The sequence below is a fragment of the Burkholderia sp. PU8-34 genome, assembly GCF_053427725.1.
Genome location: NZ_JBSAXC010000001.1, coordinates 857,682 through 880,261 on the forward strand (window position 1 = coordinate 857,682; position 22,580 = coordinate 880,261).

The window sequence follows — 22,580 nt, forward strand, 5'->3', positions numbered from 1 at the left end:
CATGCGCCCGATGCGGGCGCGACACCCCAACAGCTTCAACCGGACACACGATCATGAATACTCGCCTCACCTCCGTTACCGTCGCCAGTCTGCTTGCCGTGGGCGTGGCGCTGACACCGGCAGCCGCGTCGGCCGGCGTGCGCATCTGCACGCTGCCCGGCAGCCCGACCACGGCGCTCGATCAATCCGTTGCGCGCGAAGTGTTCCGCACCGCCGGCATCGCCGCATCGTTCAACAAGCGCGGCGTCGACGACGACGGCGGCGACGACGGCATCTCCGCCAGCGAGCTGAAGAAATCGCTCGAACGCGACTGCGATGTGATCGCCGGCTTTCCGCGCTCGGTGATCGCCGATGCGTCGGGATCCAGAATGACGTTCTCGCAGGGTTATCTGCGCTCCGGCTACGTCAGCGTTTCGCTGCGCGATGCACAAGCGTCGTCCGGCACCAAGGAAACGATCGCGGCCACGTATGGCAGCCCTTCGCAGTTGATCGCCGCGCAGCAGACGAACGCCCGCTTCGATCTCGAAAACACGAGCGAGAAAACGATCGGCGCAGTCGCCGCGGGCCGCGCACAGCGCGCGATTGTCTGGTATCCGAGCGTCATCGCGTATCAGCACGCACACCCGCAACAGCGGTTCCAGGTTGCGGCGACGTCGTCGCCGTACTCCGACTGGCAGCTGTCGTTCGCATTCGGGCCGGGCAAGGAAGCGCTGCAGAAACGCATCGATGCGACGTTGTCGCGGATGAACGGCAATGGCCGTCTTGCTTCGCTCACGCGCGGCTGGACACTTCCCGAAACGGTCGCGCAGGCGACCCGTACGCCTGCGCCCGGCCGATTCCTCGACGGCGCGGTCGCATCCGCGCAACCGCAGCCGGCAAAGAGCGGCTTCATCAAGGTTTCGACGAACGAAGGCAGCGACATACCGTCGTTCGACCAGGCACAAGTGCAGCACGGCAAGAAAGTCTATGCCGATGCCTGTGCAAAATGCCACGGCGACCAGCTCGAGGGCAATACCGCGCCCGCACTGAGCGGGGAAGCCTTCGCTCCCGAAGGCAAGTCGCACATTACGGTCGGCGGCATCTACCAGTACATGTCGAACAACATGCCGGCCGATCGCCCCGGCAAGATGACGGAACAGGAATACGACGATCTGATGGCGTTCCTGCTTTACTCGAACGGCTACGACTCGTCGAAGACCAAGCTGACTGCCGATATCGCCAACGCGTCGAAGGCGCCGCTCGTCGCCGGACCGCGCAAGTAACTTTCCCGCCCCTTCGTTTCGATCGAACCGCCGCGCCGGGTAGCATTCCCGGCGCGCGGGGCAGCCTTTTTCATTTAATTTTATTCAGGAAAACGACATGATCTCCCGCAATCGCAGAACCTTCATCGTTCAGACGGCCGGCCTGTGTGCCGCGCTCGCGGCCGGAACCCGCGCATTCGCAGCGGCGCCGCTCGTCGACGAAAACGACGCGGCCGCGAAGACGCTCGGCTACCGCGCGAATGCAGCGTCCGTCGACGCGGGCAAGTTCCCGAAATACCAGGCGGGCCAGACGTGCGCGAACTGCCGCTTCTACAAGGCCGCCGCAGGTGAATCCTCCGGCACGTGCCCGATGTTCGCGGGCAAGGCAGTTGCCGCTGAAGGCTGGTGCAACGTCTATGCAAAGCGTGCTTGATCCCGGGCACACGTGCGGACACGACAGCGCGCCGCGCTGCGGCGCGGACGCCGAACGTGCGGAACATCTGCATGCGCTGATCGCGCTGGGTATCGATCGCGGGTACGTGACACGCGGCGAAATCGTCGATGCGTTGCCCGACGATGCCGCTGAAGGCGCAGATTTAGACGCAGCCGCGTCGATGCTCCGCGAGCTCGGCATCGAGGTACGCGAGCACGCCGGCTCGCGTACCGCGTGGACGCTCGATCGTCATTTCGCGCAAGCGGCGGACGTGACGTCGCCGCTTGCCGACGCATCGGCCCCGCTCGCGGCCGCCGATCTGCTCACGAGCCGCACGAACGATCCTGTCCGGATCTATCTGCGAGAAATGGGCGCGACGCCGCTGCTCGAACGCGAAGAAGAGATTGCGCTCGCGCTTCATCTGGAAAGCGGCCGCGCAGCGTGCATCGACGCGTTGAGCCGCGACCCGGATGCGCTCGATGTCGTCGCGTCGATCGCCGGGGATATCCGCGCAGGCAAGGCGGCGGTGTCGGTCTACGTGACGGGGTTCGTCGGCGACGCCGAATCGATCGCGGGATCGCCTGCCGATTCGCCTGCTGATCTGCCCGTCGATTCGCCGGTCGATTCGCCGGTCGATCCGTCCGCCGTTTCGCCCGCCGATCTGCCCGCCGATCTGCCCGCCGATCTGCCGGCCGATTCGCTCACGGATCCGCTCACCGATTCGCCCACGAATTCGTTTACGCATTCGCCCGCAACCGAACCGATGCCCGATTCGAATATGGAATCACCGGCACTGACGGGCGACGCCGACGTCTCGCTGGACAGCCCGGCGTGGCGCGATGGCGTCGTCGAATCGCTCGAGCGCGCCGGTGCGCTGGCAGCGGCGATGCGCCAGGCATTGCGCGCCGACGGCTTCGCGTCAGCCGGTTACCGGGCGCTGATGCGCGAGGCCGCCGCGTTGACCGGCAGGATCCGCTTCACCTCGCGCGCGATCGAACGTATCGGCCACACGATTTGCGAACGCGCGACGCAAGCGCGCAAGTTCGAGAAACGCATCGTCGAAACATTGGCCGAATCGGGCATACGCAGCGATTCGCTGCGCCGCGGCCTCTTCACGCCGTGCGACGACGTGCGCGCATGGCTGCACGAATGCGTCGCCACGCATCCCGGATGCGGCGCGGCCCTCACCCGCCGCGCACCGGCGCTGATTGAAGCACGAACCGCGCTCGCGCATCTCGCCAGCCAGTCGGTCCTGCCGCTCGACATCGCAATCGCGATCGACGCGCGTCTGTCGCGCATCGATCGCGCGATGCAGCCCGCGAGAAAGAAGCTGTTCCAGAGCAATCTGCGGCTCGTCGTGTCGATCGCCAAACGGTATCCCGATCGCGGATTGCAGCTTCTCGATCTGATCCAGGAAGGCAATATCGGCCTGATGAAGGCCGTCGATCGTTACGACCACCGGCGCGGCTTCAAATTCGCGACGTATGCGACCTGGTGGGTCCGGCAGGCAATCACGCATGCGATCGCCGATCAGGGCCGCACGATACGCGTGCCCGCACATACGGTCGACGCGATCAACAAATTGTCCCGGCTCGCGCGAACGCATGCGCAACAGACGGGCCATGTCGCCGACGCACCCGCGCTCTCAAGGCAGATGCGGCTGCCCGTCGGCAAGGTGCGCGAACTGATGGGCATCGTGCGCGAGCCGATCTCCGCAGACATGCCCGTTTCATCCGAGCACGACCTAACGTTGACTGACGTCGCGATCGACCACGATGCGCCGACCCCGGAAGAATGCGCGAGTGCCGGCCAGCTTCGCGATGCGGTCGCGGCGCTGATCGACCGCCTGCCGGCCCGCGAAGCGTGGATTCTTCGCTTGAGGTACGGCGTCGACGTCGAAAACGAGTATTCGCTTCGCGAAATCGGCCGCCAGCTGAATCTGTCGGCCGAGCGCGTTCGCCAGATCGAGGCGTCGGCGCTCGAACGGATCAGGCAATTCGAGCACACGCCGTCGCTTCGGTCGTTGATCGCCTGACGCAGCCGTGCGGCCCTCGTTGTCCGATCGCGACCTGCATCGGGCGACCATCTCTCCTCACTGCCCCACGCCGGCTGTTGAGGAGTGCAACAGAGCATGCTGCATTTCTGAACGATGTCTCGCATCGCTACCCGATCCGCGGCATCGTTCGCTCGCTCATGTCAATCGAACCGGGCGCTTCTGGCGTGAGTTTCGCCGGATGCGCGCGTCGACCACCCCTGCTGGCATACATGTTGCGTTTTGTTTCCCGAACGCATTTCTACAGAAACGGAGACACCCTTGTCCACGATTGAATCGGTTCTTCACGAAAGCCGCCAGTTTGCGCCGCCCGAAGCGCTCGTGAAGGCGGCAGCCATTTCCGGCATGCAAGCCTATCGCGCGCTCGCCGCCGAGGCCGAAAGCGATTACGAAGGATTCTGGGCGCGTCACGCGCGCGAAGCGCTCGCGTGGCACAAGCCATTCACCAAGGTGCTCGACGAGTCGAACGCGCCGTTCTGCAAGTGGTTCGACGACGGCGAGCTGAACGCGTCGTACAACTGCCTCGACCGCCACGTCGAAGCCGGCAACGGCGAGCGCGTCGCGGTGATCTTCGAGGCCGACGACGGCACCGTCACCCGCGTCACCTACGCCGACCTGCTCGCGCGCGTGTCGCGCTTCGCAAACGCGCTCAAGAAGCGCGGTATCGGCCGTGGCGACCGTGTCGTCATCTACGTGCCGATGTCGATCGAAGGGATCGTCGCGATGCAGGCGTGCGCGCGCATCGGCGCAACGCACTCGGTCGTGTTCGGCGGCTTCTCGGCCAAGTCGCTCAACGAGCGCCTCGTCGACGTCGGCGCGGTTGCGCTGATCACCGCCGACGAGCAGCTGCGCGGCGGCAAGACGCTGCCGCTCAAGAGCATCGCGGACGAAGCGCTCGCGATGGGCGGCTGCGAAGCCGTCAAGAGCGTGATCGTGTTCCGCCGCACCGGCGGCAAGATCGACTGGCACGCGGACCGCGACCTGTGGATGCACGAGCTGACCGCCGGCGAGTCCGATCAATGCGAGCCCGAGTGGGTCGGCGCCGAGCATCCGCTGTTCATCCTGTATACGTCGGGCTCCACGGGCAAGCCGAAGGGCGTGCAGCACAGCACCGGCGGCTACCTGCTGTGGGCCGCGCAGACGATGAAGTGGACCTTCGACTGGAAGCCGACCGACGTGTTCTGGTGCACGGCCGACATCGGCTGGGTCACGGGCCACACGTACATCACCTACGGCCCGCTCGCGTGCGGCGGCACGCAGGTCGTGTTCGAAGGCGTGCCGACCTACCCGGACGCCGGCCGCTTCTGGAAGATGATCGGCGATCACAAGGTCAGCGTGTTCTACACCGCGCCGACCGCGATCCGCTCGCTGATCAAGGCGGCCGAGGCCGACGACAAGGTCCACCCGAAGAGCTACGACCTGTCGAGCCTGCGCATCATCGGCACCGTCGGCGAGCCGATCAACCCGGAAGCGTGGATGTGGTACCACAAGCATGTCGGCCAGGAACGCTGCCCGATCGTCGACACGTGGTGGCAGACCGAGACGGGCGGCCACATGATCACGCCGCTGCCGGGCGCGACGCCGACCGTGCCAGGTTCGTGCACGCTGCCGCTGCCGGGCATCATGGCGGCGGTGGTAGACGAGACGGGCCAGGACGTGCCGAACGGGCAAGGCGGGATTCTCGTCGTCAAGCGTCCGTGGCCGGCGATGATCCGCACGATCTGGGGCGACCCGGAGCGCTTCAGGAAGAGCTACTACCCGGAAGAACTCGGCGGCAACCTGTACCTCGCCGGCGACGGCACCGTGCGCGACAAGGACACGGGCTACTTCACGATCATGGGCCGGATCGACGACGTGCTGAACGTGTCGGGCCACCGGCTTGGCACGATGGAGATCGAGTCGGCGCTGGTCGCGCATGAGCTCGTTGCCGAAGCGGCCGTGGTCGGGCGGCCGGACGAGACGACCGGCGAAGCGGTGGTTGCGTTCGTCGTGCTCAAGCGCACGCGTCCGGAAGGCGAAGAGGCGGCCAGGCTCGCGAAGGAACTGCGCGACTGGGTCGGCAAGCAGATCGGGCCGATCGCGAAGCCGAAGGACATCCGCTTCGGCGACAACCTGCCGAAGACGCGCTCGGGCAAGATCATGCGCCGTCTGCTGCGCTCGCTCGCGAAGGGCGAGGCGATCACGCAGGACACGTCCACGCTCGAGAACCCCGCGATCCTCGATCAGTTGAACCGGTCGATGTAATACCGCCCGCTCCGGCGGGCGATCCGCTTCCGCGCGCCGCCGGCTGGCGGCTGGCGGCTGGCGGCTGGCGGCTGGCGACTGGCGACTGGCGACTGGCGACTGGCGACTGGCGGGTGGCGGGTGGCGGGTGGCGGGTGGCCGCCATCATCCCGGCCGCTGCGCCGGACACGCGGCCGCCAGCGCTTCGGGCCGCCCCGGGCAGTACCGTGCCTCGCCCACGGCACGGCATTCACGCGGCGTCCATCGATTCCGCTTTCGCAGCATTGATTAGTCGTACGTATTACAAAACTCAACAACACGGAGACAGACGATGAAGAGCAGGACATGGAAGGTATGCGCAGCGCTGCTCGGCGCGGCGGCGAGCACGAACGGTTTCGCACAGAGCAGCGTGACGCTGTACGGCAACCTCGACACCGCGCTGCTGTACACGAGCAAGACGCTGGATGCGGCCACCGGGCAGAACGCCGGCCATCAGTTCGCGATGACCGACACCGGCTTGACGCCCACGACGTTCGGGCTGACCGGCACCGAGGATCTCGGCGGCGGCCTCAAGGCGATCTTCAAGCTCGAAAGCGGCTTCGCCGTCACGAACGGTGCATTCAACCACTCGAACGGCAATTTCTTCGGCCGCCAGGCGTGGGTCGGGCTCGACAGCGGCTACGGCGCGATCAAGGCCGGCCTGCAATTCTCGCCGTTCGTGCTCGCCGTGCTGGATTCCGACCCGCGCGGCTTCTCGCATTTCGGCAGCGGACTGATCAACTACGTCGACAACGTGCTCGTCACGGGCCTGTTCAATTCGAATGCGGTGTCGTACACGAGCCCGACGATCGCGGGCCTCACAGGCAGCGCGCTGTTCGCGTTCGGCGGCAAGGCCGGCGACTTCCAGGCCGGCCGGCAATATTCCGCGAGCCTCAAGTACGAGAACGGCGGCCTGATGCTCAATGCCGCGTTCTATGACGGCAACAGCGGCGGCACCGCATCGACACCGATTCCCGGCACCATCGCATTCGTCGGGCGCACGCTCGGTGCCGCATATCGCTTCGGCCCCGTCACCGCGAAGGCCTCTTTCACGAGCTACAAGGTCGGCGGCTCGTTCAGCAACAACGTGTACGGCGGCGGCCTCGACTACCAGGCGACCCCCGCCGTCGACCTGAACGGCGGCGTATGGGTGACGAGCGATCGCAACGATACGCACAATCACTCGGTGCTCGCGGCGCTTGGCACGACCTACAGCCTGTCGAAAGCGACCGAGTTGTACGCGCAGGTGGCGATGGTCAACAACCACGGCGCGATGGACACCGGGCTCGGGATCAACAACGCGCTGTTCGGCGTGACGGGCACGACGGTCGGCGCGAACGTAGGGATCCACCATTCGTTCTGACGGCGAGGCGCCGGTTGGCAACGGCTCGCGGGCAGGCCTGCGCCGTTGCCAATGCGGGCGCCACGCGCCGCTTCGTCCGCGCGGCAGCACGTGCGCGCACGTGCTGTCGCGCGCACCACGCTGCGTCGGCTCGACAATCAGTGTTTCCGATCTCGACGTTTACCCGGTCTCAAGTCGCCCGCCGCACAGCCGTCAATTCGAGAGCACATACCAAAAATCTGTCAGAGGCAGGAAATTCATGCCCTCAAGGAGACCAAGCTACGTGAACTTCTTCGGATTCGGCCGCAGCCGCCGTTCATCGCGCGCGCTCTTCGGCGACATCGCCGAGCAAGCCGGCAAGCTCGGCATCGAGATCTGCGACGTGTCGGGCCACGTCGAGGAAGTCGCGGCGCGCGTCGCCCGGCAGGCCGAGGTCTGCCACACGCTGCGCGAATCGGCCGCCGTCACGCTGCGCGGCAACCATCGCATCGCCGAAGCCGCGCAGCAGGTGTGCACCGTCAGTGCCAATGCATCGAGCGCCGTCCTCCAGTCGCAACAGACGATCGAGGAATCGCTCGCCGACATTCATGGCCTCGTCGAAGGCGTCACCACCATCGGCAGCCAGATGGGCGCACTGCGCGAGGCGCTCGATCACGTGCGGAAAGTGTCCGAGGAGATCTCCGTGATCGCCCGCCAGACCCACCTGCTCGCGCTGAACGCCGCAATCGAAGCCGCGCGCGCCGGCGAGTCGGGCCGCAGCTTCGCCGTCGTCGCGGCCGAGGTCAAGAACCTGTCCGCCAAGACCGGGCAGGCGACGGCCCAGATCGAGACCACCCTCGCGCGCCTTGCCGAGCAGGCCGAGCACCTGATCGCCGAGGGGACCGAAAACGCCGCGCGCGCCCATCGCGTGCGCGAGGGCACGCGCACGATCGGCGAGGTTGTCCACTCGACGGGCCACGCGATCACCGAACTCGCCGGCGAGGCCGAGCAGATCGCATCGCTCACGGGCGAGATCGAGACGCAGTGCCACCGCCTCGAGGAACAGGTTGGCGAAATGGCCTCCGGCGTCGAGGACTCGAGCGACAACTTCTCGCAGGCCAAGGACCGGCTCGGCAACCTGCTCTCCGTCTCCGAGACACTGATCGAACTCACGGCCGCGACCGGCATCGAGTCGCCCGACACACGCTTTATCGACACCGCGCAGAAAACGGCGGTCGCGATCGGCAAACTGTTCGAGCGTGCCGTCGAGCACGGCGATATCGCGCTCGACGCGCTCTTCGACACGAACTACGTGCCGGTTCCCGGCACCGATCCGCAGCAGTTCGTGACGCGCTTCACGGCCTTCACCGATCGCGTGCTGCCCGCCCTCCAGGAGCCGGTGCTCGACATCGACGAGCGCATTGTCTATTGCGCCTGCTTCGACAGACATTGCTACCTGCCGACCCACAACCGGAAGTTCTCGCTGCCCCAACGCACGGACCCCGTCTGGAACGCGGCAAACTGTCGGAACCGCCGGATCTACAAGGATCGGACGGCGCTCACCTCCGTCTCGCACACCAAGCCGTTCCTGCTGCAGACCTATCGGCGCGACATGGGCAACGGCAACTTCGCGCTGATGAAGGACGTTTCGGCGCCCATCATCGTCAGCGGACAGCAATGGGGCGTCGTGCGGATCGGCTACAGCGCTTGAGCGGGCGATAGCACGTCGCCCCCGCGCGGCCGTCCGGCGCTGGTCCGGACTGTTGCGCGGACCGTTGCGCGAACCGTAGCGCCGACCGTAGCGCGAACCGTAGCGCGAACCGTTGCGCGGACCGTAGCGCGGACGCTTAGTCGATCCGTTGCGCGCCAGTCCGTCCGCGCGCTGCCGTTCCGCCCGCACCACAGCACAGAACGCCAGTCCACCCCGGCAGATTGCACAATCCGCCGCCCATTCCTGCACCTTTGCCCCCTGCCTGTTGGCACGGCTCTCCGAAATAATCGCTGCACGCAGCGGCCCGCCCCGGCCGCCGCGCAGCTCGACTGACGAGTTGCAGGCGATGCGGACTGCATTCGCGCGCTTTGTTGCGCGGCGAGCGACAGTCCGTTCCGCGCGCGCCGGCTACCGTACGCCGTCACGCCGTTGTAAGGTTGCGATCAGGTTGCGCGGCACGTCTGTCGCGCACGCAGGCAGACTGACATTCGCATTCGATCGGGAGCACATCATGGAATTTCTGCTCGACCACGCCATCGATGGCGCAGCGGCACAAGACATCGCGCATCAGATCCGGACCGTCGACCCGGACGCCAAGGTTCAGGTCGACCAGGCGAGCCAGAGGGTCCAGGTCGATTCGTGGCTATTCGCCGAGGAGTTTTTCGTCGCGTTCGATGATGCCGGCTACGCCGTCGTCCGGATCAACGACCACTGATCCGCGGTATCCCGCCGGCCCGATTCCCCCGCTTTCTCGTTCAACAGGATTCTTCATGGCAAATTCGACCGTCGTCGCCCATCTCGGTGCGATCCGCTACCAGGTCACGCTGACGACCGGCGCCCACGAATGGCGCAGCGACGTGCCGGCCCGGCTCGGCGGCACCGACAGCGGCCCGGATCCGCACGACCTCCTGCTGTCCGCACTCGGCTCCTGCACCGCGATTACCGTCGCGATGTACGCGCAGCGCAAGGAGCTTCCGCTCGCCGGCATCGACGTGCGCCTCACGATCACCGATGAGCGCCCGGGCTCGCCGACGAAGATCGCGCGCGACATCACGCTGACCGGCGACCTGACGGCCGAGCAACGCAGCCGGCTGCTGGAAATCGCGAACGCATGCCCGATTCACCGGCTGCTCACCGGCGACGTCGACATCGACAGCCGCCTGACCGCGTGACATCGGCCTTCACGACATCGAATCCTCACCTCACGCCACGATCACAGGAAGTTCACGACATGGACACGCACGTCGACGCCCCGTCGGCATCATCCGAACCCGGCCCGCTGGCCGTCGAACGATACCCGGCGCGCGCCGCGGAAGTCGGTGCGCTGCCGATCCATCGCGCGCTGCCCAACCGGCACCGGAAAACAGTCGGCGCATGGTGCTTCCTGGACCACGCCGGCCCCGTCGCACTCTCCGGCGACGTCGGCATGCACGTGGGCCCGCACCCGCACATCGGCCTGCAGACGTTCACGTGGATGATCGAAGGATCGGTGCTGCATCGCGACAGCCTCGGCTACGAGCAGGTGATCCGGCCCGGCGAAGTCAACCTGATGACGGCCGGGCGCGGCATCGCGCATACCGAGGACACCTTGCCGCCCGGCGGGCGTTTTCATGCGGTGCAGCTGTGGATCGCGCTTCCGGACGCGCATCGCGATCGCGCGCCCGCGTTCGAAAACTACCGGAACCTGCCCGTTCTTCGCGAAGACGGATTCACGATCACCGTGCTGGCCGGCACCGCGTTCGATCGCACGTCGCCCGCGCAGGTGTATTCGCCGATGGTCGGGCTGGATTTCGCGTCCGACGGCGCTGCCCGTGTCGAGATGCCGCTCGATCCGGCGTTCGAATACGCGGTCTTCGCGCTGACGGGCGACGTATCCGTCGACGGCGCGGCGCTCGAACCGGACGTCCTGCTCTATCTCGGCACCGGACGCGATCGGCTCGAACTGAAGACGGACGCCGCCGCCCGGTTCATTGTGCTGGGCGGCGAGCCGTTCGACGAAGAATTGCTGATCTGGTGGAACTTCGTCGCGAGAAACCCGGCGGAAATGGTCGCCGCGGTCGACGCATGGAACACGCACCGTGTGTTCGACGACGTGAAAGGCGCATCGTCCCCGCGCATGGAGGCGCCCGCTCTGCCGCCGGCGTGGAAGTAAGCGGGCGCGCCGCGCGATCGTGCGGGCCGGGTTCGCGTGAAGCGACGGCCTGCCGCTCGGGCGGGACGCTGAATTATCGCGGAACGCGTGTGAATCGCACCAGTTGACGCGGGGTGAGCATTGTTTGTGCGCTCGCGGGGAGCTGGGATGGGTGGCGCCGAGCCGTGTCGGCGGGAGATGGCTGGAAGATGGCGGGCACCGGGCCGCCCGTCAGCGGCCCGGCGCCGGGAACGCGCGCGTCGCACGTCGAACCGATACGTGTCGACGTCGCGCGCCCCCGAAGGGGCTGCGTGGCTAGGCTGCTTCTGCTGCCGCAGCAGCAGGCACGTCGTCGCTGCGCACGAGCAGGACCGGGCAGTTCGATCCGCGCACGAAGCGCTCCGCGACGCTGCCGATCACCATACGCCGGATGCCGCGCCGCCCGTGCGTGCCGACCACGGCGAGGTCGATTGCATGCTCGTCGACATAGCGCTGCAGGCGTTCCGCGATGTCCTCGCCGATGCTGTCCGTGCCGACGAGTTCCGTTTTGCCGTTCACTGCCGCGCCAGCGAGGGTTTGCTCGACGTCGCGCAGCACGTCCGCGCCGTCGCGGCGGATCTCCTCGAGCAGCGTATGCGGATCGACGCGTCCCGCATACGTGAACAACACCGACTGGTCGACGACATAAACCGCGACGATGCTGGCGCCGCTGGCCTTGGCCATCTTCACCGCTTCATCGAGCGCCTGCTTCGACGACGTGCTGCCGTCCACGGCCACCATGATCTTCTTGTACATGCAAACCTCCGCTGGGTAGATTGCCGCGCATTCTGGTTGCGCGCGGCTTCAGCACCATCATCGGCGGTTGCACGGGATAAACGTTGATGCCGGTCAAGCGTGGGGAGGGGGGCCGCGTGGCGAACTGCCGCATGCGTCGGCGTACCGTTGGACGGGCGCGGGACGGGCACGCGAATGCTCCGCCGCACCCCCCCGCGCACGGTCGCGTTCAGACGGATGTCAACATCGCCGGCCCCGCGCGCACTCAAACCGGCGTCATCACCGCCCGCCCCGCGCGCGCACTCAAACCGGTGTCAGCACCGCCCGCCCCGCGAAATGCCGCGCCGCGTTGTCGAGGAACTGCTGCACCGAGCGGTCGAACGCTTCGGGCGACCAGCCGGCCATGTGCGGCGTCAGCACGACAGTGTCGAGTTCGACCAGCGCCTGCGGCGGCTGCGGTTCGCCTTCGTACACGTCGAGCCCCGCGCCCGCGAGGCGGCCTGCGCGCAGCGCATCGGCGAGCGCGGCCGTATCGACGACGCTGCCGCGCGACACGTTGACGAGAAAACCGTGCGGGCCGAGCGCATCGAGCACCGCGCGATCGATCAGGTGCCGCGTGCCCGCGCCGCCCGGCGTCGCGACGACGAGGAAGTCGGCCCACTGCGCGAGCGCGTCGAGCCGGTCGAAGTAGCGATACGGCACGGCGTCCTTCGGCGTGCGGTTGTGATAGCCGATCTCGAGATCGAAGCCGGCCGCGCGGCGCGCGAACTTCTCGCCGATCTTGCCGAGCCCGACGATGCCGAGCTTCTTGCCGGACACGTTCGGCGGCATCGGCACCGCGTCGCGCCAGATGCCCGCGCGGGTCTGGCCGTCGAGCCGCACCACGCCGCGCACCGCCGCGAGCAGCAGCGCGAACGCATGATCGGCGACGCAATCGTCGTTGGTGCCCGCGCCGGTCGCGACGACCACGCCGCGCGCCTTCGCATGCGCGACGTCGATCTGCTCATAGCCCGCGCCGAGCGCACTGACGAAGGCGAGGTTCGGCATCCGGTCGATTTCGGCAGCGGTGAGGCCCGTGCTGCCGTTGGTGAGCACCGCGCGTATCGTGCCGCCGTGGTCGGCGATCGCGCGCTCGCGTTCATCGGGAGTCGGCGCGTAGCGCACGTCGAACGACGCGGCGATCTGGCGATGCGCGCCGTCGCGCAATGCGATGAGGACCAGCAGTTCGGGCTTCATGGTGGGCAATTCCGCGTGGCGGGAATGGGTCGCAGTGTAACAAGACCGCGAACGGCATGCGGGTTATCCCCCACACCCGCCGGGGGCACGCCGTCGCCCGCGGTTTGCCAAAGCAGACTCAGTCAAGTAAGTTTCGGCGTACGCTCCCCTGTTCCTCGAGGTTGCCCCTATGAAGCTCGCCCTGCCCGCCCGGATGCTGGGTCTCGCGTTCGCCGCCGCCATCGCGGCGCCCGGCGCGCACGCCGCCGACGCCGTCGTGGTGTCGTCGAAGATCGACACCGAGGGCAACCTGCTCGGCAACCTCATCGCACAGGTGCTGAAGGCCCACGGCATTCCCGTCACCGAAAAGATCGCGCTCGGCGCGACGCCGATCGTGCGCAAGGCGCTCGTCAGCGGCGAGATCGACATCTACCCCGAGTACACGGGCAACGCCGCGTTCTTCTTCAACAAGGCCGACGATCCTGCGTGGAAGAACGCCGCGCAGGCGTACGACACGGCGAAAAGGCTCGACTACGCGGCGAACCACCTCGTGTGGCTCACGCCGTCGCCCGCGAACAATACGTGGGGCGTCGCGGTGCTCGCGCCGCTCGCGCAGTCGCAGCACCTGAAGACGTTCTCCGATTTCGGCAAGTGGGTCGCGGGCGGCGGCAAGGTGAAGCTCGCGGCGTCGGCCGAATTCGTCAACAGCGCGTCCGCGCTGCCGTCGTTCGAGAAGACGTACGGCTTCAAGCTGAAGCCCGACCAGCTCGTCGTGCTGTCCGGCGGCGACACGGCGGCGACGATCAAGGCCGCCGCGAACCAGACCGACGGCGTGAACGCGGCGATGGTCTACGGCACCGACGGCGGAATTGCCGCGAGCGGCCTCGCGGTGCTCGACGACGACAAGCACGTGCAGCCCGTCTATGCGCCGACGCCCGTGATCCGCGAAGCGGTGCTGAAGGCGCACCCGCAGATCGCCGACTACCTGAAGCCGGTGTTCGCGAGCCTCGACCTGAAGACGCTGCAGACGCTCAACGCGCGCATCCAGATCAACGGCGAACCCGCCGCGGGCGTCGCCACGCAATACCTGAAAGCAAAGGGCTTCGTGAAATGACCGCACGCGCGGCGGGCTCCGCGCGACGACTGGCGCCCGACAAGGTCGGCGTGCTCATCGGCCTGCTGACGATCGGCGCGGTGCTGTTCACGCCATTCGTCGTGCTGCGCCCGAACCGGATCGCGGCAGGCGCCGGGCTGCCGCTGCTGCACGCGCTGCCGGGCGTGCAGGCGAGCGCGCTCGCCGCGCTGTGGCTCGCCGCCGCGCTGTGGACGATGACGGCACGCCGGCCCGCAGCGCGGCTCGCCGCCGGCTGCGCGCTGCTCGCGACGCTCGGCTACGCGGTCGGCGCGGCGGCCACGCACCTGGTCGCAGCCGACGACGCGCTCGCGCGCGTGTCGCCCGCCGCCGCCGTGTGGCTGCTGCTGTTCGCGTGGGCCGTGCTGGTCGCCGATGCGCTCGCGCGGCTCGCGTTCGGCCCGTGGCGGCGCCTCGCCGCGCTGGCGCTCGCGGTTGCGGCGGTCGCGGTGCCGCTTTCGACCGGCTGGTGGGACGGGCTGTCCGTGATGCGCGAATACGCGGTGCGCAGCGACGATTTCTGGCGCGAGGCCGGCCGGCACGTCGCGCTCGCGGGCGGCTCGGTCGCGGCGGCGCTGGTCGCGGGCGTGCCGCTCGGCATTGCGTGTGCGCGCGCCGCCGCGGTGCGGGCGGCCGTGATGCCGGTTCTCAATGTCGTGCAGACGATTCCGAGCATCGCGATGTACGGGCTGATGATGGCGCCGCTCGGGATGCTGGCCGCGCACGTGCCGCTCGCGGCGGCGCTCGGCGTGCGCGGGATCGGCGTCGCGCCGGCCGCGCTCGCGCTGTTCCTGTATTCGCTGCTGCCGATCGCGTCGAGCGTCGTCGTCGGCCTGCAGCAGGTGCCGCCCCAGGTGACGGAAGCGGCGCGCGCGATGGGGATGACCGCCGCGCAGCGCCTGCTGCGGGTCGACCTCGTGCTCGCGCTGCCGGTGATCCTGAGCGGCGTGCGCATCGTGCTCGTGCAGAACATCGGCCTGACCGCGGTGGCCGCGCTGATCGGCGGCGGCGGGTTCGGCACGTTCATCTTCCAGGGCATCGGACAATCGGCCGCCGACCTCGTGCTGCTCGGCGCGATCCCGACGATCGCGCTCGCACTGATGGCCGCGGTCGTGTTCGAAGCCGCGACCACGCTCGCGAAAGGACGCACCGCATGATCGAGATCGAACGCCTCGGCAAGCGGTTCGGCGACGTCATCGCCGTCGACGACGTGTCGCTGACGATGCCGCGCGGCACGATCACCGCGCTCGTCGGCGCATCGGGCAGCGGCAAGTCGACGCTGCTGCGGATGATCAACCGGCTGATCGCGCCCAGCGCGGGCACGGTCCGCATCGACGGCGTCGACACCGCGAGCGTGCCACCCGAGCAGTTGCGCCGCGGGATCGGCTACGTGATCCAGGGCCACGGGCTGTTTCCGCACTGGAACGTCGCGCGCAACATCGCGACGGTGCCGCGCCTGCTCGGCTGGCCGGCGGCGCGCATCGACGCACGCGTGCGCGAATTGCTCGACCTCTTCAACCTCGCGCCGGACGAATTCGCGGACAAGCTGCCGCACGAACTGTCGGGCGGCCAGCAGCAGCGCGTGGGCGTCGCGCGCGCGCTCGCGGCCGAACCGGCGATGCTGCTGATGGACGAGCCGTTCGGCGCGCTCGACCCGATCATCCGCGGCAAGGCGCAGGACGACCTGCTCGCGCTGCAGCGCCGCCTCGGGATCACGGTCGTGCTCGTCACGCACGACATCGAGGAAGCGCTGAAGCTCGGCGACACGATCGCGGTGATGGACGGCGGCCGGCTGCTGCAGGTCGCACCGCCCGCCGAGATCCTCGGGCAGCCGGCGGCGGGCGTCGTCGAGCAGCTCGTCGCGGGCGTCGACCGGCCGCTGCGCCTGCTCGCGCTGACGCCGGTCGGCGACGTCGCCGAGCCCGGCGCCGCGGACGGCCCGCCGGTCGCCGCAACGCGCACGCTGCGCGATGCGATCTCGGAAATGCTGTGGCGCGGCGTCGATGCGCTGCCGGTCGACGACGGCGACGGCGGTAACACTTCGCCGCGCGCCGCAGCAGGCCGCGCCGGCCCGCAGGACAGCATCGTCACAGAGCAGGCCACGAGCCGAACCACGGACCGAATCACGCGCCGCATCACGCTCGACGCGATTCGCGCGCATGCGAGGCGGCCCGGATGACGACGCGCGATACGGCAGCCGTCGCGCCGGGACTGCCTTCGGCCGCGCCACGGAAGCTGCTGTCCGCAGCCGCACGCCTGGCCGCGCTCGCGCTGCTGCTCGTGCTGCTGTTCCGTCCGCTCTGGCTGCAAGGCTGGTTCGCGCCGTTCGCGGACAACGGCGCGCCCGTCATCTACGATCGCGCGAGCCTGCTCGATCTCACGCTCGCGCATCTCGGCACGGTCGCCGTGTCGAGCCTGATCGGCACGCTCGTCGCAGTCGCGGCCGGCATCGCGGTCACGCGGCCCGCGGGCGCGGATTTCCTGCCGGTCGCGCGCAGCATCGTCAACATCGGCCAGACGTTTCCGCCGGTCGCCGTGCTCGCGCTCGCGGTGCCCGCGGTCGGCTTCGGCGTCGAGCCGGTGCTGATCGCGCTTGTTTTGTACGGGCTGCTACCGATTTTCGAGAGCACGATCGCGGGCATCGAGGACGTGCCGCGCGACGTCGTCGACGCCGCGCGCGGGATGGGGATGAGCGGCTGGCAGCAGCTGACGTCGGTCGAGCTGCCGCTCGCGCTGCCGGTGATCGTCAACGGGATCCGGCTCGCGGTCGTGATCAATCTCGGCACCGCGACGATCGGCTCGACCGTCGCCGCGCGCGGGCTCGGCGACGTGATCATCGCCGGGCTGCAGACCGCGAACACCGCGTTCGTGCTGCAGGGCGGGATCATCGTCGGGCTGCTCGCGGTGCTGGTCAGCGATGCGATCGGCCTCGCCGCACAGGCCGCGAGCCGAGGCCGGCGCGCGGCGGCGGATGCGACGACGCAGTGAGCGGCATGCCCGCCGGCCCGTATGCGGCGTCAGGCAATCGAAATCGGCAATCGATCATGACGCCGACCGGTGCCGACGCATCGACATCGCGCCCCTGTCGCTCCGCACCTCGTGTGCCCGGCACGCCCGCTCCCATGCTTACATGTTGCCTGCGACACAACCGTCAAATATCTTTCGACGGTGGATGCATTCGACCGCTCGTGCGCGAATGGCCGATATACTGTGCGCCTTCCGTTCCCCACCCTGGACCATGCGACGACGGCTTCCCTGGCTGATCATGCTTTTGCTCTGCACCGCGAACCAAGCGTCGGCGCAACAGATGCCTGCGCAACCAGCGTCCGCGGCAGTGGCGATCGACGCCTCTGTCGCATCGGCCGCCTCCGCACCGGACGCGCTCAATCAGCCTAACGCAGAGAACCGCCGCATCACGGCGTACCTGTCGAAGAAATTCGGCATCGCGAAAGAGAAGGCCGCGCAGCTCGCGAACATCGTCAACGTGACGGCAACGAAATACTCGCTGCCGCCGGCACTCGTCTACGCGATCATCTCGATCGAATCGCGCTTCAAGGAAAAGGCACGCGGCACGCACGGCGCGACCGGGCTGATGCAGGTCGTGCCCAGTGCGCACCGCGGGCTGCTGAAGGACGTGAAGGACCTGACGGAGCCGAACGCGAACGTCAACGCGGGTTCCGCGATCCTGTCCGGCTACGTGAGGGCCGCGGGCGGCGACGTGGGCGCCGCGCTGAAGAACTACGGCGGCTCGCACGCGTATGCCGCGAAAGTCATGGAGCGCGTCGAGTCGTTCCGGTTCGTGCTCGAGCCGCGCGACGACGCCAATGCCGGATTGATGCCCGTCAGTGCGCCGGCAACCGCGGCATCGGCTGTTCAGACCTCGTCCATGCGCGACGCCCGCTGACGCACCCCTGCCGCGTCGGGCGTCGCTGCATCACTCGCCATACGTCACGGCGCAAGACGCGGATCGGGCGGATCGGGCGCCCGCATGCCTCATGCAAACAGCGCGCTTGCGCCCGTCAGTTCGACGCGCCGCCGACCGTGCGGATGCTGCGCCATTGCCCCTGCTCGACGCGGAACAACGTGTACGGCGGCTTGATCAGGTCGCCGCGCTCGTCGAACGAGATCTTCCCGGTCACGCCGGTGACCGACACCACCGGCATGCTCTGCACGATCTTGCCGCGGTCGACCGAATCGGCCTTGTGAATCGCCGCGATCATCGCGAGCGCCGCGTCGTACGCAAACGGCGCATACAGCTCGACATCCTGGTTGAAGCGCGCCTTGTAGCGCTGTGCGAACGCCTGCGCCGACGGCAGCTTGTCGAGCGCCGGCCCCGGTTCGAGATCCTGCGTGCCTTCGCCCGCGCTGCCGGCGATCTTCAGGAATGCATTGCTTTTCAGCGCGCCTGCGCCGAACAGCTGTGCGCGGATACCGAGCGACCGCATCTGCTTGACGAGCATCGCACCCTGCTCGTCGAGCCCGCCGAAGAACAGCAGGTCGACGTTGTTGCTCTTCAGCGTCGTCAGGATGCCGCGGAAATCGACGGCCTTGTCGTTCGTGTATTCGCGCTCGACGACGGTGCCGTGCGCCTCCTTCACGCCTTTCTCGAACGCATCCGCGAGCCCCTGGCCGAACGCGGTGCGATCGTCGATGATGCCGATCCGCTTCGCCTTCAACTGCTCGACCGCGAAGCGGCCCGCGACGACGCCGCCGATCCCGTCGTGCCCCATCGTGCGGAACACGTTCTTGAAGCCCTGCATCGTCAGCTGCGGGTTGGTCGAGCCGGGCGTGATCATCACGACGTTCGCCTGCCGATACACGGCGGACGCCGGGATGCTGCAGCCCGAGTTGTAATGCCCGATCACGCCGACCACGCCGTCGTCGACGAGCTTCTGCGCGACCTGGATCGCCGCGCGCGGATCGGCCTGGTCGTCCTGCACGTCGAGCACGTACTGCACCGGCTTGCCGCCGAGCGTCGGGTGCTTCGCGTTTTCCTCGTCGAGCGCGAGCTGCGCGCCGTATTGCAGATCCTTGCCGACGCGGGCGACCGGGCCCGTCAGCGGGCCGGCGAAGCCGATCTTGACGGTCTGGACGTCCGCACCCTGCGCGGACGTGACGGCCGTGCCGATCGAGCAGACCGCCAGCCATATCAGCCAGTTACGACGATTCATGATGCCTCCTTGCAGTGGTTGAAGTCGCGGCTCGTGTTTCTTGTTTCGGTCCGCTTCGATTCGCGACGCGTCGAAGCCGTATCCGGTGCCGGGCGCGGCGCGCCCGGCGGGACGCTTCAGAAGCGCGCGGCCCGGTAAGGCGTCAGGTCGAGCGGCGGCGCGCGCTGCGCGACGAGGTCCGCGACGATCCTTCCGCTGATGCCGGCCAGCGTCACGCCGAGGTGCTGATGGCCGAATGCGTAGATCACACGTTCGCTGCGCCGCGAACGGCCGAGCACGGGCACGCCGTCCGGCAGCGTCGGACGAAAGCCGAGCCAGCTCCGGGTCGGCGCGCCGAGCCGCGGCAGCGCCTCGCGCGCCGAGCGCGTGAGCAGCTCGACGAGCGCGCGGTTCTCGCCGGCGTCGAAGCCGCCCAGTTCGACCGTGCCGGCCGCGCGCAGCCCTTCGTCGAGCGGCGTCATGTAGAAGCCGCGCTCGGCCCAGCCGACCGGCCGCGTGACAATGTGCTCGCGCTCCGCGAACTGCACGTGGTAGCCGCGCTCGGTGTCGAGCGGCACGCGGTCGCCGCACGCCGCCGCGAACGCGCGCGACCGCGCGCCCGCCGCGACCACGACCTGATCGAAGGTCCGCGCCGCGCCGCCGGACACCACCTTCACGCCGTCGCCGGCCGGCTCGATCCGCTCGACGTGCGCACGTTCGAGCGTCACGCCGTCGACGGCCAGCTGCGCGAACAGCGCGTCGAGAAACCCGTGCGGATCGGAAAAATGCCAGCTCCCGTTGAACAGCACGCCGTGCGCGAAGATCGGCGCGAGCGCCGGCTCGAGGCGGCGGATCGCGGCCGCGTCGAGCGTCTCGAAGGCGACGCCGAACCGGCGCCGCAGCGCGAGCGACGGCTGCGCGGCGTCGAACGACGCCTGCCGTGCGTACAGGTACAGGCATTCGCGCGGCCGCACGAACGCCGCGAGCCGCGACGTGCCGAGAAGCGGCGCATAGCCGTCCGCGGCGCGCGACAGCAGCGCGGCGAGCGCACTCGCGCTGCGCACGTGGCGCCCGGGCGTCGACGCGACCAGGAACCGGGCCAGCCACGGCGCGCCTTGCAGCAGGTACGGCCAGCGGATCCGCAGCGGACTGTCGTGCGCGAACAGGAAATGCGGCATGTCGCGGAACACGGTCGGGCCGTTCACGGGGACGCACCCGTACGGCGCGAACGTCGCGGCATTGCCGAACGATGCGCCGTTCCCGACGCCCGCCGGATCGAACAGCGTCACGCGGTGCCCGTCGCGCTGCAGCCAGGTGGCCGCGCCGAGCCCGATGAAACCCGCACCCACGATGGCGACGTTCGCCATGACGCATTCCCTCCGGCGCACCGCATTCACACAAAGATGGAATCAAGAATCACACAAGAATTTTTTGTGTGCAATCAAAAAAGCGATTGTGTGGCGTCGGTGTTTACCCGACCGCATCCCCATGATTTAGCAGACTTTTCTGTGATTGTTTGACGTGATGGGCAGGTCAGCTACAATCGCGAGGCAGGCTATAACGGCAGACAAACGCTTTTTGTGTGGTCACAGGCGACAAATGGCATCAGACAAACTTTCCGACGCGCGCGACACCGGCGTGCCGGCGCAGGCAAAGCGCCCGACCTACGTCGAGGTATCGAGCTCGATCGAAGAGGAAATCCGCAACGGCACGTATCCGCCGGGCAGCCGCCTGCCGCCGCAGCGCCAGCTCGCGACGGAGCTCGGCATCAACGTGTCGACCGTGTCCCGTGCGTACAAGGAACTCCAGCTGCGCGGCCTCGTGATCGGCAGCAAGCGCCGCGGATCGCTCGTCACCGGCGGCGCGATGCCGAACATCGAGCCGGCCCGCGCGTCGCTCGCGGCGAGCAGCGGCGTGATCGACCTGACCGTCAACCGGCCGGCCACCGGCGACTTCCTCGCGAGCCTTGCGCAGACGCTCGCGACGCTGCCGAACGATCCGCGCTTCGCGACGCTGCAGGAATACCAGCCGCCGCAAGGGCCGGACTGGGCCCGCGCGGCCGGCGCGCAATGGCTGGCCGCCCCCGGCTTCGCGCCGTCGCGCGACCAGATCGTCGTGACGAGCGGTGCGCAGCATGGTTTGTATGCTGTCCTGAACAGCCTGATCGGCACCGACGGCGTGATCGTTGCGGACCGGCTCACGTATTACGGGCTGAAGGCGCTCGCGCCGGTGTTCCAGTTCGAGATCGTCAGCGCGCCGGCCGACGACGACGGCCTGTTGCCCGACGAAATCGAGCGGATCTGCCAGCGGATGCCCGTCAAGGCGATCTTCGTCGTGCCGAACCTGCAGAACCCGACCGTGACGACGATGAGCCTCGCGCGCCGCATGGCGCTCGTCGACGTCGCGCGCCGCCATCAGGTGACGATCATCGAAGACGATGTGTACGGGCCGCTCGTGCGCGACCGGCTGCCGACGATCGCAGGGCTGTGCCCGGAGCTGACGTTCCATATCGGCGCGACGTCGAAGATTCTCGCGCCGGGCCTGCGCCTCGGTTATCTGTGCTGCCCGAAGGACAGCGTCGCGCTGTGTGCGGAAGCGGTGCGCACGACCGCGTGGATGCCCGCACCGATGTCGATGCTGATCGCAACCGTGTGGATCGAGAACGGCACGGCCGAGCGGATCATGAATGCGCAACTGGCGGAAATCCGCGCGCGCGTGGACCTCGCGCGCGAACTGCTGCCGGCCGGGCACCTGAAATCCGATCCCGCCTGCATGTTCGTCTGGCTGCGGCTGCCGCCGCCGTGGCGCGCCGACGACTTCGCGGCGAATGCGAAGGCGCGCGGCGTGATCGTGATGCCGTCGTCGACGTTCGCGGTCGACCGCGCGGAGCTCGAGCACGGTGTGCGGATCAACCTCGCCTGCGCGGCGACGCGCGACGAGCTCGTGAACGGGATGCGGATTCTGGCGGGGACGCTGAAGGACCGGCCGCGGGCGCTGTTCGGGTCGATCTGATCGCGCCGGTTGTCCTGGGGACACGTTCCGCGCGAGTGGACGTGCCGCTCACTTCATGAATGGGCCGTATCCGCAACTGCTGGCGATGAAAGCGCTCGCGGCGGCGGTCAAGCGCTCAACTAGCGAGCTGCGGTTTACGGCTGCG

Annotated in this window: 19 protein-coding genes; 15 read left to right on the plus strand and 4 right to left on the minus strand. The window is 68.1% G+C overall.

The window, feature by feature from the left end; all coding sequences use genetic code 11:
• Nucleotides 1-53: 53 nt before the first annotated feature.
• The 9 genes from ACV22Z_RS03940 to ACV22Z_RS03980 all read left to right on the plus strand — a co-directional run bounded on the left by ACV22Z_RS03940 (nucleotide 54) and on the right by ACV22Z_RS03980 (nucleotide 11,173).
• The gene (locus ACV22Z_RS03940) at nucleotides 54-1,262 is read left to right on the plus strand and encodes a c-type cytochrome (RefSeq protein ID WP_448074986.1); all 1,209 of its coding nucleotides are present in this window, start codon (nucleotides 54-56) and stop codon (nucleotides 1,260-1,262) included.
• 97 nt (nucleotides 1,263-1,359) lie between these two features.
• Entirely contained in the window at nucleotides 1,360-1,674 is a 315-nt protein-coding gene (locus tag ACV22Z_RS03945; RefSeq protein WP_448074987.1) for a high-potential iron-sulfur protein, read from the plus strand.
• Nucleotides 1,658-3,709, plus strand: coding sequence for a sigma-70 family RNA polymerase sigma factor (locus tag ACV22Z_RS03950; RefSeq protein WP_448074988.1), 2,052 nt, complete (start codon nucleotides 1,658-1,660; stop codon nucleotides 3,707-3,709). Before ACV22Z_RS03945 ends, ACV22Z_RS03950 begins: the two co-directional genes overlap by 17 nt.
• A 279-nt stretch (nucleotides 3,710-3,988) precedes the next feature.
• Nucleotides 3,989-5,971: an acetate--CoA ligase gene (acs, locus tag ACV22Z_RS03955; RefSeq protein ID WP_448074989.1), complete on the plus strand. Its 1,983-nt coding sequence runs from the start codon at nucleotides 3,989-3,991 to the stop codon at nucleotides 5,969-5,971.
• A 310-nt stretch (nucleotides 5,972-6,281) separates the two neighbouring features.
• Nucleotides 6,282-7,352: a porin gene (locus ACV22Z_RS03960; RefSeq protein ID WP_448074990.1), complete on the plus strand. Its 1,071-nt coding sequence runs from the start codon at nucleotides 6,282-6,284 to the stop codon at nucleotides 7,350-7,352.
• A gap of 262 nt (nucleotides 7,353-7,614) precedes the next feature.
• The gene (locus ACV22Z_RS03965) at nucleotides 7,615-9,021 is read left to right on the plus strand and encodes a methyl-accepting chemotaxis protein (RefSeq protein WP_448075164.1); all 1,407 of its coding nucleotides are present in this window, start codon (nucleotides 7,615-7,617) and stop codon (nucleotides 9,019-9,021) included.
• 511 nt (nucleotides 9,022-9,532) lie between these two features.
• Entirely contained in the window at nucleotides 9,533-9,736 is a 204-nt protein-coding gene (locus ACV22Z_RS03970) for a hypothetical protein (protein ID WP_448074991.1), read from the plus strand.
• A 55-nt stretch (nucleotides 9,737-9,791) separates the two neighbouring features.
• On the plus strand, nucleotides 9,792-10,193 hold the full coding sequence (locus ACV22Z_RS03975; RefSeq protein WP_448074992.1) for an OsmC family protein: 402 nt from the start codon (nucleotides 9,792-9,794) through the stop codon (nucleotides 10,191-10,193).
• Nucleotides 10,194-10,252: 59 nt separating this feature from the next.
• Nucleotides 10,253-11,173 (plus strand): pirin family protein, encoded by a 921-nt coding sequence (locus tag ACV22Z_RS03980; protein WP_448074993.1) that lies wholly within the window; start codon nucleotides 10,253-10,255, stop codon nucleotides 11,171-11,173.
• A gap of 294 nt (nucleotides 11,174-11,467) precedes the next feature.
• Here ACV22Z_RS03980 and ACV22Z_RS03985 read toward each other — a convergent pair whose 3' ends face one another.
• Together ACV22Z_RS03985 and ACV22Z_RS03990 are read right to left on the minus strand one after the other, a co-directional pair.
• On the minus strand, nucleotides 11,468-11,947 hold the full coding sequence (locus ACV22Z_RS03985) for a universal stress protein (protein ID WP_448074994.1): 480 nt from the start codon (nucleotides 11,945-11,947) through the stop codon (nucleotides 11,468-11,470).
• A gap of 282 nt (nucleotides 11,948-12,229) precedes the next feature.
• Nucleotides 12,230-13,162, minus strand: coding sequence for a 2-hydroxyacid dehydrogenase (locus ACV22Z_RS03990; RefSeq protein WP_448074995.1), 933 nt, complete (start codon nucleotides 13,160-13,162; stop codon nucleotides 12,230-12,232).
• A gap of 169 nt (nucleotides 13,163-13,331) precedes the next feature.
• On the opposite strand from ACV22Z_RS03990, the gene osmF reads away from it, so the two are divergent.
• The 5 genes from osmF to ACV22Z_RS04015 all read left to right on the plus strand — a co-directional run bounded on the left by osmF (nucleotide 13,332) and on the right by ACV22Z_RS04015 (nucleotide 18,177).
• Nucleotides 13,332-14,255: a glycine betaine ABC transporter substrate-binding protein OsmF gene (gene osmF, locus ACV22Z_RS03995; RefSeq protein WP_448074996.1), complete on the plus strand. Its 924-nt coding sequence runs from the start codon at nucleotides 13,332-13,334 to the stop codon at nucleotides 14,253-14,255.
• Nucleotides 14,252-15,430: an ABC transporter permease gene (locus ACV22Z_RS04000; protein ID WP_448074997.1), complete on the plus strand. Its 1,179-nt coding sequence runs from the start codon at nucleotides 14,252-14,254 to the stop codon at nucleotides 15,428-15,430. The genes osmF and ACV22Z_RS04000 overlap by 4 nt, the downstream gene beginning before the upstream one ends.
• Nucleotides 15,427-16,452 carry an ABC transporter ATP-binding protein gene (locus ACV22Z_RS04005; protein WP_448074998.1) on the plus strand — a complete coding sequence of 342 codons (1,026 nt, stop codon included), beginning with the start codon at nucleotides 15,427-15,429 and terminating at the stop codon, nucleotides 16,450-16,452. The genes ACV22Z_RS04000 and ACV22Z_RS04005 overlap by 4 nt, the downstream gene beginning before the upstream one ends.
• Nucleotides 16,449-17,261, plus strand: a complete 813-nt coding sequence (locus ACV22Z_RS04010) for an ABC transporter permease (RefSeq protein WP_448074999.1) — start codon at nucleotides 16,449-16,451, stop codon at nucleotides 17,259-17,261. The genes ACV22Z_RS04005 and ACV22Z_RS04010 overlap by 4 nt, the downstream gene beginning before the upstream one ends.
• Nucleotides 17,262-17,511: 250 nt before the next feature.
• On the plus strand, nucleotides 17,512-18,177 hold the full coding sequence (locus ACV22Z_RS04015) for a transglycosylase SLT domain-containing protein (protein WP_448075165.1): 666 nt from the start codon (nucleotides 17,512-17,514) through the stop codon (nucleotides 18,175-18,177).
• Between the two features lie 115 nt (nucleotides 18,178-18,292).
• Here ACV22Z_RS04015 and ACV22Z_RS04020 read toward each other — a convergent pair whose 3' ends face one another.
• Both ACV22Z_RS04020 and ACV22Z_RS04025 read right to left on the minus strand, forming a co-directional pair.
• Nucleotides 18,293-19,444, minus strand: coding sequence for a branched-chain amino acid ABC transporter substrate-binding protein (locus tag ACV22Z_RS04020; protein WP_448075000.1), 1,152 nt, complete (start codon nucleotides 19,442-19,444; stop codon nucleotides 18,293-18,295).
• A gap of 116 nt (nucleotides 19,445-19,560) precedes the next feature.
• Entirely contained in the window at nucleotides 19,561-20,790 is a 1,230-nt protein-coding gene (locus ACV22Z_RS04025; RefSeq protein ID WP_448075001.1) for an NAD(P)/FAD-dependent oxidoreductase, read from the minus strand.
• A 232-nt stretch (nucleotides 20,791-21,022) separates the two neighbouring features.
• On the opposite strand from ACV22Z_RS04025, the gene ACV22Z_RS04030 reads away from it, so the two are divergent.
• Entirely contained in the window at nucleotides 21,023-22,435 is a 1,413-nt protein-coding gene (locus ACV22Z_RS04030; protein WP_448075002.1) for an aminotransferase-like domain-containing protein, read from the plus strand.
• Nucleotides 22,436-22,580: the final 145 nt, after the last annotated feature.